This window comes from Planctobacterium sp. AWM4_229 (assembly GCF_056160305.1).
The window spans coordinates 253,007-269,478 of record NZ_JBSWWX010000007.1; the positions used below are offsets into that span (position 1 = coordinate 253,007).

The 16,472-nt window shown below is 45.8% G+C and carries 14 protein-coding genes; 7 read left to right on the top strand and 7 right to left on the bottom strand.

Features of this window, described 5'->3' with window-relative positions; all coding sequences use genetic code 11:
• Positions 1-54 precede the first annotated feature (54 nt).
• Positions 55-261, top strand: coding sequence for an NF038104 family lipoprotein (locus ACXAGP_RS16980; protein ID WP_475262746.1), 207 nt, complete (start codon positions 55-57; stop codon positions 259-261).
• Positions 262-280: 19 nt separating this feature from the next.
• Here ACXAGP_RS16980 and ACXAGP_RS16985 read toward each other — a convergent pair whose 3' ends face one another.
• On the bottom strand, positions 281-646 hold the full coding sequence (locus ACXAGP_RS16985; RefSeq protein ID WP_475262747.1) for a response regulator: 366 nt from the start codon (positions 644-646) through the stop codon (positions 281-283).
• 351 nt (positions 647-997) lie between these two features.
• On the opposite strand from ACXAGP_RS16985, the gene aceK reads away from it, so the two are divergent.
• On the top strand, positions 998-2,713 hold the full coding sequence (gene aceK / locus ACXAGP_RS16990; RefSeq protein WP_475262748.1) for a bifunctional isocitrate dehydrogenase kinase/phosphatase: 1,716 nt from the start codon (positions 998-1,000) through the stop codon (positions 2,711-2,713).
• A gap of 12 nt (positions 2,714-2,725) precedes the next feature.
• Here aceK and ACXAGP_RS16995 read toward each other — a convergent pair whose 3' ends face one another.
• Entirely contained in the window at positions 2,726-3,127 is a 402-nt protein-coding gene (locus ACXAGP_RS16995) for an MAPEG family protein (protein WP_475262749.1), read from the bottom strand.
• A 79-nt stretch (positions 3,128-3,206) separates the two neighbouring features.
• Here ACXAGP_RS16995 and ACXAGP_RS17000 point away from each other — a divergent pair, with 79 nt between their 5' ends.
• The gene (locus ACXAGP_RS17000; protein ID WP_475262750.1) at positions 3,207-4,115 is read left to right on the top strand and encodes a 1-aminocyclopropane-1-carboxylate deaminase/D-cysteine desulfhydrase; all 909 of its coding nucleotides are present in this window, start codon (positions 3,207-3,209) and stop codon (positions 4,113-4,115) included.
• 26 nt (positions 4,116-4,141) lie between these two features.
• On the opposite strand, the gene ppgK is transcribed toward ACXAGP_RS17000, so the two are convergent.
• The 4 genes from ppgK to ACXAGP_RS17020 form a co-directional block, all read right to left on the bottom strand.
• Positions 4,142-4,942 carry a polyphosphate--glucose phosphotransferase gene (gene ppgK, locus ACXAGP_RS17005; RefSeq protein WP_475262751.1) on the bottom strand — a complete coding sequence of 267 codons (801 nt, stop codon included), beginning with the start codon at positions 4,940-4,942 and terminating at the stop codon, positions 4,142-4,144.
• A gap of 92 nt (positions 4,943-5,034) precedes the next feature.
• Positions 5,035-5,511: a DUF192 domain-containing protein gene (locus ACXAGP_RS17010; protein WP_475262752.1), complete on the bottom strand. Its 477-nt coding sequence runs from the start codon at positions 5,509-5,511 to the stop codon at positions 5,035-5,037.
• Positions 5,512-5,554: 43 nt separating this feature from the next.
• Entirely contained in the window at positions 5,555-6,013 is a 459-nt protein-coding gene (locus ACXAGP_RS17015; RefSeq protein WP_475262753.1) for a hypothetical protein, read from the bottom strand.
• A gap of 3 nt (positions 6,014-6,016) precedes the next feature.
• Complete coding sequence (locus tag ACXAGP_RS17020) at positions 6,017-7,033, bottom strand: 2-dehydropantoate 2-reductase (RefSeq protein WP_475262754.1); 1,017 nt, start codon at positions 7,031-7,033, stop codon at positions 6,017-6,019.
• A 261-nt stretch (positions 7,034-7,294) separates the two neighbouring features.
• Between ACXAGP_RS17020 and ACXAGP_RS17025 the strand changes: the two genes are divergently transcribed.
• Positions 7,295-8,659 carry an Lcl C-terminal domain-containing protein gene (locus ACXAGP_RS17025; RefSeq protein ID WP_475262755.1) on the top strand — a complete coding sequence of 455 codons (1,365 nt, stop codon included), beginning with the start codon at positions 7,295-7,297 and terminating at the stop codon, positions 8,657-8,659.
• Positions 8,660-8,672: 13 nt separating this feature from the next.
• The gene (locus ACXAGP_RS17030; RefSeq protein ID WP_475262756.1) at positions 8,673-9,191 is read left to right on the top strand and encodes an Lcl C-terminal domain-containing protein; all 519 of its coding nucleotides are present in this window, start codon (positions 8,673-8,675) and stop codon (positions 9,189-9,191) included.
• Positions 9,192-9,269: 78 nt separating this feature from the next.
• On the opposite strand, the gene ACXAGP_RS17035 is transcribed toward ACXAGP_RS17030, so the two are convergent.
• Complete coding sequence (locus ACXAGP_RS17035; protein WP_475262757.1) at positions 9,270-13,448, bottom strand: S8 family serine peptidase; 4,179 nt, start codon at positions 13,446-13,448, stop codon at positions 9,270-9,272.
• A gap of 266 nt (positions 13,449-13,714) precedes the next feature.
• Here ACXAGP_RS17035 and ACXAGP_RS17040 point away from each other — a divergent pair, with 266 nt between their 5' ends.
• The gene (locus tag ACXAGP_RS17040; protein ID WP_475262758.1) at positions 13,715-14,476 is read left to right on the top strand and encodes a hypothetical protein; all 762 of its coding nucleotides are present in this window, start codon (positions 13,715-13,717) and stop codon (positions 14,474-14,476) included.
• Between the two features lie 117 nt (positions 14,477-14,593).
• Entirely contained in the window at positions 14,594-16,459 is a 1,866-nt protein-coding gene (locus ACXAGP_RS17045) for a di-heme-cytochrome C peroxidase (protein WP_475262759.1), read from the top strand.
• Positions 16,460-16,472: the final 13 nt, after the last annotated feature.

Genomic DNA, 16,472 nt, shown 5'->3' on the forward strand with positions numbered 1-16,472 from the left:
CAAGTGCTCCCTCATTAGCGATACATTGCCGACCTTAGAAGGAGAACAATAATAATGAAACCCGTTTATCTTTTAATTCTAATCGTAGTTTTTTGCATTAATTTAACTGGCTGTGTCGCTGTAGCAGTTGTGGATGCTGCAGTAGGTATTACCACCACCGTAGTGGAAGGAACTGTTGATGTTGTTGATGCAGTCACACCTGATGTGTTTTCAGACGAAGATGATGAAGACAACGACGATGATGACGATGACGACGAGTAATAGTTACAAAGAGCAGTAGTTAGTATAAACCGTACATTTGCAAAGATTCTAAAAGCTTTTCCTGAGAAACGGGCTTTTTTATAAAATCCAACGCACCCAGCCCCAGTACTCTGTCGCGCATCTTAGGTTGCACATCGCCAGAAACGACGATAACAAAAACTTCGATACGCTCCGCCCGAATTGCCTCTAATACTTCAACGCCATCCATAACCGGCATGGTCAAATCCAGAAACAGAATAGTTATGGGTTTGGCCCGCAACAGCTCCATTGCCTCTTGACCATGGCTTGCCATATAGATCTCAGCGGCTAAGCCGTCAGGTAAACTGCGCTCTACCGATTTTCGACCAAGTTTTGAATCATCACAGATTAAAACGGGGAAACTCATACCTTATCAGGACTTCCATTATTGATTTATACCAATTCCAGTAAACATTTACTCTCCTCAGTGGGAGATGAAAAGCATTTAGGCAAGGCGGATGTTTGCAGGTCTAGTGGGCCTAAATCAAAAACATCCAACACCGTATAAATGCTTTTCAGCCCCATCGAAGACGCGCCTCAGAAACATTATTTCTTTGTTGTGCGAAGCTCACAAGACCACCAGTATTCTTTCATTCGCACGCCTCGAACTAATGTCCCTGAGGCTGCGCTGAGTGTGCAAATATTTACTGGAATTGGTATTATTACTATTATTGTCAGCAAATAGATGGACTGCGTTAACATACCAGCGGATTCTGACATGTCAATCGAGCAAGTAACCAATCAACAAATTGCCTACGAGATTCTGAAAGGATTTGAAAAGAGCTTCAGGCTATACAATCGCATCACTTCAGATGCCAAGAAACGCTTTGAAACTTCCCAGTGGAGGGCCTGCCAACAAGCCTCTCGTGACAGGATCTCGCTCTACGAAAGCATTCTCACCGAAACAGTAGCGCAAATATATACGCTTTTTTTACCACAACAGCAGCCCCCTGAATTCTGGCAAAGCTTGAAACAGGATTTCATTTTACTGCTGGATGATCATCCACAATTTGAACTGGCTGAAACCTTTTACAACTCAGTAATTGGTCGAATATTCAAACACCAGAGAATCGACGATAGTATGATGTTTGTGTTGCCCAGTCGCTGCTATTTATCAGGGGTGAACAGACCTCGAGTGATCAATATTTTTGATACCGACAAAACGGTTAAATCAACGCTGCAGCAGATGTTCACCCACTACCGGTTTAATGTACCGTTCGAAAACTATCAACGGGACTTGCATAACCTCACAAGCACTATTAAAGCGCGCCTCAGCTTCGAGCAACTAACCCAGGTTAAGCGTGTGGAAATGCTACAGTCTGAGTTTTTCCGTGGCCGAGCCGCATACCTCGTGGGCCGTATTTGCTTTGAGGATGGCTACAAGCCCTTTGTAGTGGCTTTGTTAATGAGTGAAGCCGGTGAGCTATATGTAGATGCCCTGCTTACTGAAAAACGCGATTTGAGCGTCTTATTTGGCTTTGCCCGCGCTTATTTTATGGTGGATACGCAGTATCCGGCGGAGGTAGTGGCTTTTTTACAAGAGTTGTTGCCCAACAAGAAGCACTTTGAACTCTACACGGCGTTGGGCTTTTATAAACATGGTAAAACCGTGTTTTATCGAAATTTTCTGCAGCACCTTGAAGAATCAGACGATCAGTTTGAGATTGCTCCTGGCATCAGAGGCTTAGTAATGATGTGTTTTCACCTCCCGTCTTACGGGGTCGTGATCAAAATCATCAAGGACGAGTTTGCAGAGAGTAAGAAGATCACCCGACAGCACGTTATCGATTGCTATAAATTGGTGAAGTCTCATGACCGTATTGGTCGTATGGCAGATACTCATGAATTTGCTAACTTTAGACTGCCCAAAAATCGAATACATCCAGATTTACTACAAGAACTGCAAGACACTTGTGGCAATAGTATTGAGATACTGGAAAACGAGGTACTCATTAAGCACCTCTACATTGAACGTAAAATGACGCCTCTCAATATTTATCTTGCCAATGAAACTGACCCCGACAAAATACGCAACGCCATATTAGATCTTGGTTTGGCTATCAAACAAATTGCTGCCGCGAACATATTCCCGGGAGATATGTTGCATAAAAACTTCGGCATCACCCGTCATGGTCGCGTGATTTTTTACGACTATGATGAAATTTGCTACATGTCAGAGCGCAATTTCCGCAAGATACCGCAATCAGATGATCCCTATGCGATGGACACCTTATCTGTGGCACCCAATGATGTATTCCCGGAACAATTCGAACACTTTATTATCGGCAAGCGGGAACTAAAAGCCATTTTTAAGGAGTTACACGCCGACCTGTTTACCCCCGAGTATTGGCAGAACGTGCAAAAGCAAGTGGCTAATGGCGATATTATTCACGTTATCCCCTATCCGGAATCGGATAAATTTCAACGCTCGTAATCCACTGATTTGCTACCAGGTAGCCACCATTGCCATGGCTTGCCATAACATTAATAAAGATAAGACAAAGCCCACGCCCCAAAACAAACTGCGCAATACGTGCTGATCTAACCAATACATCAGCAAATAACAAAAACGCACAAAGACAAACCCCATGGCATAGTATTCAGTCAGCTGAGTAACGGCGTCCACAGCGACAACGGCCAGGGCACCGGGCATATACATGATTAATGCCTCAAAACTGTTGTAATGGGCGGCTTTACAGCGCGCGCCAAAACCTTGTAATTGGTCTTGTTGTTGCCTGGGGTTGCGATTGTCGTAGCCTTTAAGTTTGTGCATTTCCAATGCCAATGGTGCCTTTGCCAAAATAGGCATAAGTGTGGCGAGGAATAAACTGATTAAAACAATTTCCATAATTAAACGGGTCTCAATTTGAATAATGTTAAGCTAAGACTTAGCATACTCCTGAATCTCAACCGCCGCCACCAAGGTTATGTCAGTAACACCCGCTCTCACCTTTAAACTCCCTTCGCCTTTAACACTTTTACCAGTAGAGGTATTTGGATGTGATGACATTCAAATTCAGGTTAAACGCGACGACCTTATTCATCCAATTGTATCCGGCAACAAATGGCGCAAGTTGCAGGCACTGTTTTCTCCTTGGCCACCCGATAAATACCGCGGCATAGTGAGTTTTGGCGGTGGTTTTTCTAATCATTTACACGCACTGGGTTATGTGTGTAAACAACATAACATCCCGTTTATTGCACTCGTCAGGGGTGACTATCGCAACAACCTGTCCCCCATGCTAAAAGATTTAAGCACCTGGCAGGCTGATGTTCGCTGGCTAACCAAACAACAGTATAAGCAGCGGCAAGACCACAACTGGCTGAGCACGCAAATAGCACAGCTTGAAGATTATTGCGTTGTCCCTGAAGGCGGCTCTGGTCAGCAAGTACACTGGGGCATGACACAGCTCGTTCAAGAATTACCGGAAACACTGGATGAGATTATTTGCCCTGTCGCCAGCGGTGGCACATTGGCCGGAATAATACAGGCGATGTGGCAGCTAAAGCGTAAAACTCGTGTGACTGGCATTGCCGTACTGAAAGGCCAAAACTATCTGGAGGATCTGGTAGCCGCTTGTGTAACAGAGCCCCTGGCTTTGTATCATCCATGGCAGATACGGCATGAATTTCATCACGGTGGTTATGCAAAAAGCAATGCCGAGCTGGACCACTTTTGTCGGCAGTTTAGTGAAAAAAGCACAATCCCTGTAGAGCCAGTGTATAGCGGCAAGCTATTTTTTGCTCTGCAGCAGCTACTAAAACAAGGCTATTTTAAACCACGGAGTAAAGTGGCATTGCTGCACACGGGCGGTTTACAAGGGGCCAGAGTGTGAAAACAGTAAAGCCCCTTTATCAAAGCTTACTGCGCCTTTTGTCGCTTTGCTAAGCGGGCTTTGCGGGCAATAGCTTGCTGGCGTTTTCGCTCGGTATCCGCATATACCGCAGCACCGATAATACCCGCCTCGTTAAGCAAAGAGGCGGCCACTACAGGGGTTTTCACTGTAAGCTGTGATTCAAATTTTTCCATCTTCTTACTGGCACCTCCGCCTAAGATAAAAAGATCTGGCCAAAACAGGGCTTCCATAGTGCTTAAGTAGTGATTAAAACGTGGCGCCCAATGTTTCCACTTCAACTCTTCCCGTTTTCGAGCAGAATCTGCGGCGTAGCGTTCTGCCTCATGGCCATTGTCCAGGTGAATATGCCCAAGCTCTGTATTAGGTAACAACTCACCGTTGGTGAATAGTGCGGTTCCCAATCCGGTGCCAACTGCAACAAAGATGACAATGCCTTCTTTATAATCTTTACCTTTGCCCAACTTAAACTCAGCCATCCCCGCAGCGTCAGCATCATTAACACAATAGACGTCACACCCGGTGGCTTTGGCAAAGAGTTTTTCGATATTGGTATCAATAAAGGCGTCATCGACGTTTGCTGCAGTTTTAGCCACCCCGTGCTGTATCGCTGCAGGGAAGCCACAGCCGATAGGGCCCTTCCAGTTGAAATGGATTACCAATTCATTGATGGTAGCAGCAACCGCTTTAGGTGTTGCCGGTTGCGGAGTGGGTATCCGATGACGCTCCGTCAGCATTTCTCCGGTAACCGTATCCACGATGGCCCCTTTGATACCAGAACCGCCAACATCAACACCTAAAATTCGCATAAAGCTTCCTTATATCGTTATCAGATTTGAATACAACTATCTCTGTTAAAGAGTACAAGGTTTAACTGAATTCGCAAATTCGATGACAACTTCTATTGCTTAAGCTCCTGTGTCGTTCCCGTCTCGAGTACTTCAATGCTATCCCCTTCCTTGACACCATTTGCAGCGAACCAGCCCTCATTCATTTCCAGAGCATAAAGCACAGGCCGGGAACTGGGAACAGAAGTCAAATCCAGTGGCTGCATTTGCTTGATATCAACAATTTCACCATTCTGCTTAAAAAACGCCACATCCAAGGGAATTAAGGTATTTTTCATCCACATGGATATTAACCTTTCGCGGTCGAATTTAAATAACATGCCACATTGCTGACAAAGCTCAGTGCGGTGCATCAAACCTCGGGCTCGCAAATCCCAGGTATCGGCGTATTCAACCTGCAATTTTTGGCCATTTATCAGCAAAACAGCTCGCTTAAATTGAACCTCCTGTAAAAGGGGTTCTTGCCCGGACAATGATAAAAAGCTCAGCATTCCCAAGAACACCAACATCAAGAAACTGGACTTGCGCATTATTTTCACACCTGTTTACGTTGTAATATTTAGAAATTCGTTATTATTGCTCACTAACATCTATCTGCTCTGGCAAGTATTCAAGGCACACTTTGTCTCCGTACTGAATCCCCTCAACCAGAGGACAAATCACTTCCAAAAGCTGGTCATTGTGAAAGTGCTGAGTTTTTGTCTCTGGGTGCGGGTAATACACATACCCCTTCACAGACTTCCCTCTAAACACCAACTTGCAGTCAGCAAATGAAAATGTTTCGGCATTAAACCCGGTAATCCATTGCAGTCGCTCAAAGGTACAGGAAGGACGCAGCATTTTAAACTTGTGCGGCGTTATGGCGATGTTTAATGTGCCGGGAAAGCAGTGGCTCAGATCCAGCCCCAGCTCTTTGAAAAATGGCATCTGCAAAGGAATGCTACCATCGGGATAGGGGCTGTCTTTCGCTTTCCCGGAAGCCACCTGATGGCCCTGAGTAACAACACCTGCAACAGACCTCCATTGTGCCATTGTTTATTTACCTGAGGTTGTAGAACGAGATAACCTCAGTAAGTCTTCCCCATTAATACCGGATTGACGATTACCAGATTCCACTTCGTTTATGAGACGTGTAATGGCTCGATTCGCCGGTGCTTGCATGCCTTGGGATTCGGCCAGACGAGCCACCGCACCATTGAGGAAATCAACTTCAGTCTTTCTGCCGCCTTGGACATCCTCCCACATGGAAGAGCGAGCCTGAGGATCAATTGCCAACATTTTTTGGGCAATGAGTTTAAACAGCCAATCGGGTAACTTTAGTATTCTTGGTATCATACCCGGAGATACTGCAGTTAGTTTGGCCAGTTCAATATTCATGGCGCGGCAATACGCCAGTAATTCCAACTGACATTGCGCTAAAACCAGCCGATAAGCTCTTTGCTCTAGCTGTGCTTTTAAAGGAATATCCGAAAGCGCATTGATGGCGTTATTCAAATTTAACAACAACTTGCCCCATACGATGGCGGTCAAGTTTTCATTCAGCTCGCAGCCCAAACCATAAGCTTGCCAGGCTTGCTGCAAAGACATCAAGCTAGAATAAATGGGCAAATGCAATGCGCCTTCAGTAGCGCGATGAAAACGTGCCCCTTGTGACTGCACCACATTAAAGGGTGTGATACCGGTTAATACTTTGTGATTTGGCAAAGCTTGTTGCACCAATTCAACAGCGCCGACACCGTTTTGCATACACACAATTAAAGCCGAAGGTGAGGCGAATTGTCGCAGTTCAGAAATTGCGGATTCAATCGCGGTGCACTTAAGTGTGACCAGAATAGTATCCGCTGTGCCAAGCACCTCTGGTGTGGTGGCAAAAGGCACATCTTCAACGCAGTCGTTGCGACCTTCATAATCAGATAAATAAATACCGCCTGCCGACTCAATTTCATCCTGAAGCCGCTGTCGTCCCAGCAAACAAACATCAATCTGCTGCTGGTGTAAAATGGCACCAATATAGCACCCGATAGAACCGGCACCGTAAATTACAGTTTTCAACTTCGCTCCTTAATCATTTCAGAGAAGCATGACTTAGCATTAAATTTTCACCAAGATATCATGCTTATGCCAATTCATTTAGCGCTTCATTCTCCCCGTCTGCTTTTATCGGCACAGTAAGAGTATCGTTTTAAGTGACTTTTTTGCTGCAAAAGAGAATAAATTTTCACCCACACACGTTAAGCTACCGGGAACAGCAAATACCTCTGCTCCACTTTAAGCCGCAAAAGACAAGACCGTTCAAATAAAAGGAGAAATTAATTGAACAGACTCACTAAACATTTAACTATTTTAATTGCCTCTACCCTGTTTTTTGCCTGCAGTTGGGACGGAGATGATCCCGGAGAGAATCGGCTACCTCGAATCGCCGCAATCCCCCTAACCCAAATAAATGAAGGCGAAGCAGTCACTATTGAGATTGAAATTACCGATCCAGACAATGACGAGTTCGAAATTACCTGGCAACAAATCTCCGGACCAACAGTTGAATTGGCAGGACACACAACGGATACCCTCTCGTTTACTGCCCCCTCTGTCACACTTGAGCAAAATATGATTCAGCTAGAATTCGAAGTTTCAGTGAGTGATTTCGATGTTGTACCAACTACCGCAACAGCTTCAGTAGAAGTTTTTGCCACCGAGTCTTCGCCTTTGGTGTCCTTTGATTCAGACACCATTGTCACCTACCCGGTGAAAAAAGCCATATTGGATTGCGAGGTTTCCGATATTGATGGACAGATCGACACAATATCCATTACTTCGACTCAAGGAGATCGCCTCGATTTTGAGGGATGCCCACTGCATCTTGATCTGAGGGGCTTTGAGCCTGGCTCAATGCCGCAATATATAGTGCAAGTAACAGACGACGATGGGCTGACAGATGAGGCGAGTCTCACCATCCAATTGTTGGCTTTACCCAAAATCAGTGATACCGGCATTTCCACCTGTATTGATGAAGTTGCACCAGGATTAACGAATGCCTCTTCCGGTCTTGATTGCTCGAAAGAAGTTGACGATGAAGGAGATCGAATCCCCAAAGGTCAGGACGGACATATCGGCTTGTCTGCACGTCAATATAATTTGTTGAACGATGGTTTTCAGTACACCAAGCTAGACGCTGCAGGAAATGAACTATCGGACGAAGCGACAACCTGGTCTTGTTTGAAAGACGAAGTAAGCCAATTAGTATGGGAAGTTAAGAGCAATGATGGTGGGTTGCAAGACATAGATAACACTTACGCTTGGTTCCCGAATCAAACAATGCTGGAAGCTGGCGTAGAAGGTACCGAATCAGCTGGAGTTTGTACTCTTGAAAGTTGCAACACGACGGCGTACGTAAGTGCCATTAATGCAATTGCGCTTTGCGGTCGGAGTGACTGGGATTTGCCCAGCATCAACGAACTCAATAGTCTTGTAAATTATGGAAAAATATCCCCAGCTATATCCAGCGATTGGTTTATCAATGAAGGCATGGGCCAAAACGTGTGGTCAAACACCCCCATTATTCCAACCGAGCACTTTTCAGGTTTTATCAAAATAGCTCAATTTCAATCAGGCAATATTGCCATGTATAGACATGACAACGCTTTGAAAGTTCGTCTGGTTAACCGTAACTTTACGCAATAAGGATTTGCCCAACATGAATAAACTGACAACTTTATTATGTGCACTGCTAATCAGCCATTTTACTCAGGCACAATCACAACAAACATGCTTAGATGCTGTACCAGCATCAACGCCAACAGAACAATTCATCATTCACGATAATGGCACGGTAACCGACACCAGTACCAATTTAATGTGGCAAACCTGTCTCTACGGCGAAACCTATGCCAATGGTACTTGCAACCCAGCAGGCGTAGCGGCTTACTGGAATGAAGCATTGGATATTGCAGAGAATGCTCAATACGCAGGTTATGATGACTGGCGCGTGCCAAATATCAAGGAGTTATTGAGCATAGTAGAAAACCAGTGCGTAGATCCCGCCATGAACCTCAGCGTTTTTCCTGGTGCAGTGGGCACAGCACTGTGGAGTTCATCCCCATTTAATGACAGCAATGAAATCTGGTTTGTATTTATGAACAGTGGCGATACCTGGCATGACGCTGAAGAATACGAACCATACGCCTTTAAATTGGTGCGAGACACAAACCCATAGAGCGAAAACAATCCATTATAAAACCAAAAAGACTGTTCAAAAAACGCGATGCTTCCTGCATCGCGTTCTCACATAAAATTACTCTTTAATCGCTGTGTAGAGTTCCCTGACGTTGGCACAAGAAAAACGCACCAGTAATGCCAATGCGATTAAGCCCAACAGCCAATACAGACTTCCACCTGAAGAACGCGGCTTTTCGACAGTTATTTCTATTGCTTGTGCTGCACTGCTAGTTTGTCCGTCATCTGCGCTTACTTCAAAGCGGAACAGGGTATCTTCACTGACATCTGGCGCAGTAAATTCGAAGCTCTGCTCGTTACTTGCTATCGGCACTATCAATCCAGCAGTCTGCACAATAGAAAAACTCAGCGCATCACTATCCACATCAATAGCCTGTGGAGCTATCACCACAGTTTGCCCTGCACTGACAGTTTGAGGCGAGAAAGCGGCGAGTTCAGGGGCATCGTTAACAGCTAAGACATTAATGTTTACTTTAGCTTCAGCTGAATAATGGCCAGCCCCATCGGCGATGCGATAGGTAAAAACATCATCTCCGAAAAAGTCCGCTTCAGGCTGATAAATCACCTGCCCTTCGTTAATCGAAACTGTGCCATGAGATGCACTATTGACTACCTCGATTGAGCTCATATTCAATCCTCCGGTCGCCTCAACCCTTGCAGTTGATATAGCTTTGTGGGTTTGTTGCAATTCTAATTCGGAGGTCAGGGTAACGGCACTGTAGCTGATATCATTGGCTGCAACGTCAATCGTTATACTGCTATCTTCTTCTACTTCCCGAAAATCCTCCTGTGCATAATCTTGTCCGTTGACAAGCGCAAGCTCAGTGTGAATCTGCACCTCCCCCTCTTCAGTGGCTAACAACTGCAATGCCATACCGGATGTGGGCACAGTGCCGACGGCCGGTGATGACTCATCGTAAAAGTAATAACTGTTGCCAATAGTGCCGTCGCTATTCTCCGCACCAACTGTCAAAAATGCCGGTGTCTCAGGGATGGTAAGGTAATTGAACCAGATATTGTCGCTGTTTTCCTGGATAATGATCTGGAAAGTGAAGCCAGTGTTTAGCGGCTCTTCTACGCCAGGTGTTGTGGGCTCATCCTCTTCAGGAAAGTCGTCTTCCGGAAAATCATCCTCTCCTTCCCCCAGCTCATTGGGATTGTAAAGCGCTACATTATCCCACTCCACCACGAGATAGTTGTTATCGTCAATAACCCTAATAGCCGCGCGCAAATACCCTGCTCCAGTATCGCCCGGTAAGTCATTATCTAATAAGTCGAACTCCGTCCAGAATGGCGCAATGATGTTATTGAGATTGTCAGCCTGTGGAAAATGCTGGTTAAACAAAGCAGTAAAAAAGCCAAAATTTCTACTACCGGGCACCACGAAACCATTGTCTGATATCGTCAAAGTCTGGTAGTCATCGCCGTTAAACTTAAAATCAAATTCAACAATGGTATTAAAACCGTTACAACCATCCGGACAAGGCAATGGCGCCACATCGGCAGCGGAAAGCGTGAAGTCATCCCACAACGCCTGCTGTTGCAAAGTCATGCTACCCGGCTGCAAAACTCCCTGCCAGTACAATGATTTTCCATCTTCAGACAGCGTTAACTCTGTGGTTTCGGCATTCTCCAGGGAAATACTTTCAGTCCCCGTCACGAAGCGTGCATTCTCAGGCGCACTTAAGGTGGCACTTGCTTGTGAACTGGTGCTGATATTACGGATACGAGTGGTAAATTCGATGTCATTTTGACTTTGTAAATCAATACCATCGTAACTCACCAATAAACTGCCCTCATCGCTGCTATCATTCGCGTAAATAACCACTGGCATGTGTTGCTGCTCACCATCGACATTAGTGGCAGTGAGCCTTCCAAACACCCATTTATCATACAATCTATGTTCTGGATTGGCTCTTGAGGCATCCACCACAATACTAATATCAGCACTGTCGTTTTCTTCCCCTGCCGCCGCCAGAGTGATACTTTCTGGTGATACCTGCCCTTGTGTTTCGCCATCAAAAAATTCGATTTCCAGTTGCCATTGCTGCGACTCGTCAGTTTCATTGTTCAGTGTATTTTGATAACTACAAGTGCCAATACATGCTGGAGACGACCACGAAGGCGAAGCAAAACGCAATTGGCTATTGAGTGCAGCGAAAGTATCTAAACGACCGGCCCCTTGTTCGAAAGCATTGGCGGGATCAGTTCCTAACCAGGTTTCAGTTGCAGATGTGGACATCAAAGCCGATTTTATTTGAGCGGGAGACCAATCAGGATATTGCTGCTTCAACAGTGCCGCGGCTCCAGTTACCTGTGGTGACGCCATACTGGTACCGGTAAGCATGGCAAATACTGCTGATGGGTCGTCATTACCACTTCTGAGCCCACCCGGTCCGTCCGGGAAAGGATTAAATACAAATTCATCAGGAGAATAAGCAGATAACACATGAGTACCCGGCGCAGCTAAATCTGGTTTAAGCACGCTTGGATCATTATTTGGCCCTGTAGAGCTGAACGGGTTAACAATGTCTACATATTGACTCTCAATACCCTGCTCAGCTTCACTGCTCAGGGTAAGCGTGTAATCACCTTCGTAAGCGTCATCGAAAATCTGATTACCATTTTCCCGGGAGAGGCCAAATACAGGAATACTGTATTGTCCTTCAAACGGAATGAAGGGTTCGTAAGTTCCCATGCCAAACGCTCCGGCTTGATAAATGAGCACCGCTTCACCGCCGCCATTTTTGATGTTGTTAGCCACCTCTTCCACGGTGCAAAAAGGTCGGTAATCCACCAAAACTATGGCTCCCGTAAAATAATCGGTATCCAATGCCCCACAGCCGGTATCATCCAATGGACTGAGGCTGTTTAAAGACATCAGTTTAAGTTGCAGTGGCGCTTGCAACTGATCGTTACTGCCCTGATAGGCAAGGAAACTTTTGCCATTCACTTCCAGGCGATGACCGATAAAGCGGCCGTGGGTAGTATTGGCCACTGCGATACCAGACTCAATACAAGCGGGACAATTAATGGTGGCACCGGGATGTCCCGTATTGCCAGCCGCATTCACTACCACAATCCCTGCCGCCTCGGCACTGGCAAACGCCTGATTGTAGATAGACGCAGCCGGGTCTTCCCCACTGCCCGCCCCCCAAGAATTGTTGATCACGTTCGCGCCGTCCAGAACTGCTAATTCAAGGGCTTCAAGCAACATGGTATCGGTACCAAAGGCCACGCCCAAATCACTCATATACAGGGCTTTATAAATCATTAATTGTGCGCCGGGAGCGACTCCTGAGATATCCAGAGTGGCTTTGTTGAATTCAATATTCACGGGATTGCCAGCAGCGATACCGGCAACGTGAGTACCGTGGCCATCAAAACCCAAAGGCGATGAGTACTCTCCAGCGTACACTTGCATACCGTGTTGAGCGGGATCAATGGCACGGGCCACCACTAACTTGTTATTACAAAAATCAGGCTCCCCTTCTGCTGCGCGACAATAGTCGGGGTTGTTATTTAAGTGGGTATTTTCCGACAAGTCCACAGCAGCAAAGCCCGTATCACTAAACATGGGATTTTCAGGCCGGATCCCGGTATCAACCACGGCTATTTTAATGCCTATACCCGCCTCACTTTGCCCACCAACGGATTGCCACGCCTGGATAGTTTGGGTGACCTGGTGACTGGCATCTAAATCCAGATAACGTTTCCTGACGGGATAAACAGCTTTAACTTCGGGTTGAGCACGGAGCTTATTTAACTGTGTGGCATTGAGTTCAACCTGAGCGCCATTGAACAATATCTGGTGTAATGTATGAACCTTCATTTCAGGAACTTGTGAGCTAATCCGGGCAAGTAAGGACTTTTGTTTGACGTGTAGTTGTTTTCTTAGAGACTGTGCAGCTGAGCCAGACACGCCTTGCTGTTTCGCTTGTGGGTTGCCACTGCTGGTCAAACTTTTAGCCACTGGTGCATCAAAGAACTCCAGCAAAAAACGATTGGCCACCAGTTCCGCGGGTCTGTTATGAGCGAGCTGTCGGATGTTTTTTTGCGTTACTTGCCCCTTACCCGTTGCAGCGGGCTGGGCGAAGCTTTGTTGTTGTAGTTTAACTGGCAGCAACTGTTGCTGAACTTTTGCAGCGCTTACAGGAGCAGCCAAGGCTGCAACACTTGAAAGCATCGAGCTCAATAACAGAATCCTGAACCGGTTAACACTAATGTATTTATTCATTCTTTTGTTCCTGAAAATTTCCCTCAGGCAAAATTATGACCAAACACATTGCTTAAAGACTCGCCATAAATGTTTAGAAATGTGATAAAAAGTAATCGATGCTCAATGCCTCATCATGGCCTGCAATCTTCTCCCAACACTAAGCCGAAACCTCTTTCACCCCACTAATTTCATTTCGCCATGCTGTTTATTGGGTAATTTTTAAAACCATCACTCAAATTTCAACTAAGCTTTAATTTGGCATCAGGAATATATGAGAAACACTTATGAGCAACTACATTCTGGGTGGCTGGACACAATCATTGAGTGAACGCCCTCCTGCAAGCTTTAGCTATACCATGTATGGCATGATCACTAATTTAAGCGGACTGACTTCTGGCACTGAGGCGAGTCCTGGCTGGAGCCCATCTCTAAGAACGCCTCCTCAAATAACCAACGGCAAAACACTATGGACCTACGGTGGCGGCCTGTGCTCACCTGATGCAATGCCCGAAAACGAGGGACAAATAGCCGACATTGTCTCAGCCACAAACAACCAAGGCTGGCAGGGGGTGGATTTTGATGATGAGTGCAACATGAATATTGATAATCTAATCACCACCATGCAACGCTTAAAACCAAAACAAACCAGCTATACCTTCTTAGCTGGCTGGGACTACAACAATCCCCTGGTTTCTAGCAAAGGGCAAAATATCAATGCCGCAGTGCAGAAGATCAGCAACACCGGCGCAGCTGATCGCTTTATCCTTATGTGCTATGCCTCGGCTATGTGGTCACAAGCAGATATTGAGGCCAATGTTGCTCAGGCTATCGATCGCACCATCAATGACAACGGTGTATCGCGCAAAAAAGTGATACTTGCTCTGACCCCAAGAGGGCTCAATAGCTGGAATCTGAATTTCTTTTTACAACAAGTATTGCACTTCGATATTGGTGGACTGTTTATCTGGGACTTTCCATCGCTATCTGATACTCAGCTGCAGACAATCCAAAACCAGCTCCACATAACAGAGCAGACCAATACCTAATGTCAATTATGATGGCAAACAATATTTTTTTACCTTTGATTTTAATTAAAAAATATTAACTACATTTAAACTTTCAAAGTACAGAACAGCAACCCGCCTAAAAGCGAAGGATTTAAGATGGGATATTTCACCAGGATTAGAGCCACAAAGGCAATATTAGCAGCATCGGTACTCAGTGTGTCTTTGCAAGTAACCGGGGCATCTCCTGAACGAGTTGAATTGGAGCAAGGCTGGACGCCTGAAATACGCGAACAATTCTGGTTTACCAGTCAGGGTTCTCAAATTATGCCTTACGACTGGTTTTTGGCACTGGAACAGCCCGATAATCAATCACTATTCCGAGATGACAGCCATTTCGACATGCTAGGGTATTTGCCAATGCCCGCTTCAAAGCTCAACCCGGACGCATTACCAGTGGGTTTTGTCAAAGCCTCTGACAAGGATTATCCGGCAGGTTATGTCGGTATGACATGCTCGGCATGTCATACTAATCAACTGGATTATAAAGACACAAAATTCCTCATTGAAGGTGCGCCAACATTGGCAAATTTCGTGTTATTTTTTGATCGTCTCGTAGATAGTCTCAATACCACCTATATCGACGATGCCAAATTCAATAGGTTTGCCCAGCGTGTTTTGGGTAATAAAGACACCCCGTCAAATTCCGAAAAGCTACGCAATAGTTTGCAAGAAGTCGCCCTGGCCGCCACTGAGCGACGTAATGTGAATGCCTTACCAGAGCATTATCCTGAAAACTTCACCAGTTACGCTCGCCTGGATGCCTTCGGAAACATCCAAAATGCCGGAACGGCATTTGCGCTAAGCGATTTAAATAATCGCAATACGCCTGACGCCCCGGTTTCCTATCCATTTCTGTGGGGAACCCATCAGTCAGACGTGGTGCAATGGAACGCTTCGGCTCCCAACACCCCTGTTATTGGGCCATTAGTGCGCAATATAGGCGAAGTGGTTGGGGTCTTTGGCAAGCTAAGCATTGAAGAAAGGCCATGGTGGGACATTCGTCGCTATTTTGGTTTGGACTTTAAATACCATTCTAGCGTGGATATCACCGGATTGGGCATGCTGGAATCTTGGGTTAAAACACTTAAATCACCACAATGGCCAGCAAATGTGCTGCCGGGAATCGATATTGAAAAAGCGGCTAAAGGCGAAGCGCTCTATCAAGCAGAGTGTTCATCCTGCCATCAAGTTATCGCTCGAGCCGATGAATACCAAAGGTACGATGCCATAAAAACCCCCGTTGTTGAGGTGGGCACCGATCCTCTTACTGCATGGAATGCCTCCTGTCATGAAGCGGATAGTTTAATTTTAGAAGGTTCCAAGGAGAAGATTGTCGCGGGTCAGAAGTTTGGGGAAACTACGGCGGCCATCAATGTCCCTGTTAACGGCGTAGTGGGTATGGTGTTAAAAGATCCGGTCACAGCACTTAAAGCGGGTCTGATTGCTGAGCGAGTCAAAACCGGTGATGGTGTCGTATTAAAGTCTAATGAAAAGTCAACCGAGCCGACTTATAGCCTCGATGAAGAAACCGCAAAGTCTTTGTTAAACCAACACGTACAGAAAAGAATAGCCTTAGCACCTGATAGCGACTCGAATAAAAACAAAAACCAATCAGAGTATGCCAACGACGCCTGTCCGAACGGCCTGGATGGCTTGGTATATAAAGCCAGACCATTAAATGGCATCTGGGCTACAGCGCCATACCTGCACAATGGTTCAGTACCAAACCTGTGGCAGTTGATGCTTAAGCCGGAAGAGCGGGTACAACAATTCAGCGTGGGCAGCCGGGAATTTGATCCGGTCAATGTCGGTTATGTTACTGACGAAGGCCCAAGTATATTCCGGGTTACGGGTCCTGATGGCAAGATTTTCCCGGGCAACTCCAACCTGGGTCACGACTATGGCACGCATTTAAATGAACAACAAAAATGGCAAATCGTAGAATATATGAAGACCCTGTAATACCAATTACTTC

What these genes read in the sequence shown, in the direction of transcription:
- ACXAGP_RS16985 (WP_475262747.1), bottom strand. Translation starts at nt 646, where the DNA reads ATGAGTTTCCCCGTTTTAATCTGTGATGATTCAAAACTTGGTCGAAAA.
- ACXAGP_RS17040 (WP_475262758.1), top strand. Translation starts at nt 13,715, where the DNA reads ATGAGCAACTACATTCTGGGTGGCTGGACACAATCATTGAGTGAACGC.
- ACXAGP_RS17015 (WP_475262753.1), bottom strand. Translation starts at nt 6,013, where the DNA reads ATGGCACAATGGAGGTCTGTTGCAGGTGTTGTTACTCAGGGCCATCAG.
- ppgK (WP_475262751.1), bottom strand. Translation starts at nt 4,942, where the DNA reads ATGCGAATTTTAGGTGTTGATGTTGGCGGTTCTGGTATCAAAGGGGCC.
- ACXAGP_RS17035 (WP_475262757.1), bottom strand. Translation starts at nt 13,448, where the DNA reads ATGAATAAATACATTAGTGTTAACCGGTTCAGGATTCTGTTATTGAGC.
- ACXAGP_RS17045 (WP_475262759.1), top strand. Translation starts at nt 14,594, where the DNA reads ATGGGATATTTCACCAGGATTAGAGCCACAAAGGCAATATTAGCAGCA.
- ACXAGP_RS17000 (WP_475262750.1), top strand. Translation starts at nt 3,207, where the DNA reads ATGTCAGTAACACCCGCTCTCACCTTTAAACTCCCTTCGCCTTTAACA.
- ACXAGP_RS16980 (WP_475262746.1), top strand. Translation starts at nt 55, where the DNA reads ATGAAACCCGTTTATCTTTTAATTCTAATCGTAGTTTTTTGCATTAAT.
- ACXAGP_RS17030 (WP_475262756.1), top strand. Translation starts at nt 8,673, where the DNA reads ATGAATAAACTGACAACTTTATTATGTGCACTGCTAATCAGCCATTTT.
- aceK (WP_475262748.1), top strand. Translation starts at nt 998, where the DNA reads ATGTCAATCGAGCAAGTAACCAATCAACAAATTGCCTACGAGATTCTG.
- ACXAGP_RS17010 (WP_475262752.1), bottom strand. Translation starts at nt 5,511, where the DNA reads ATGCGCAAGTCCAGTTTCTTGATGTTGGTGTTCTTGGGAATGCTGAGC.
- ACXAGP_RS16995 (WP_475262749.1), bottom strand. Translation starts at nt 3,127, where the DNA reads ATGGAAATTGTTTTAATCAGTTTATTCCTCGCCACACTTATGCCTATT.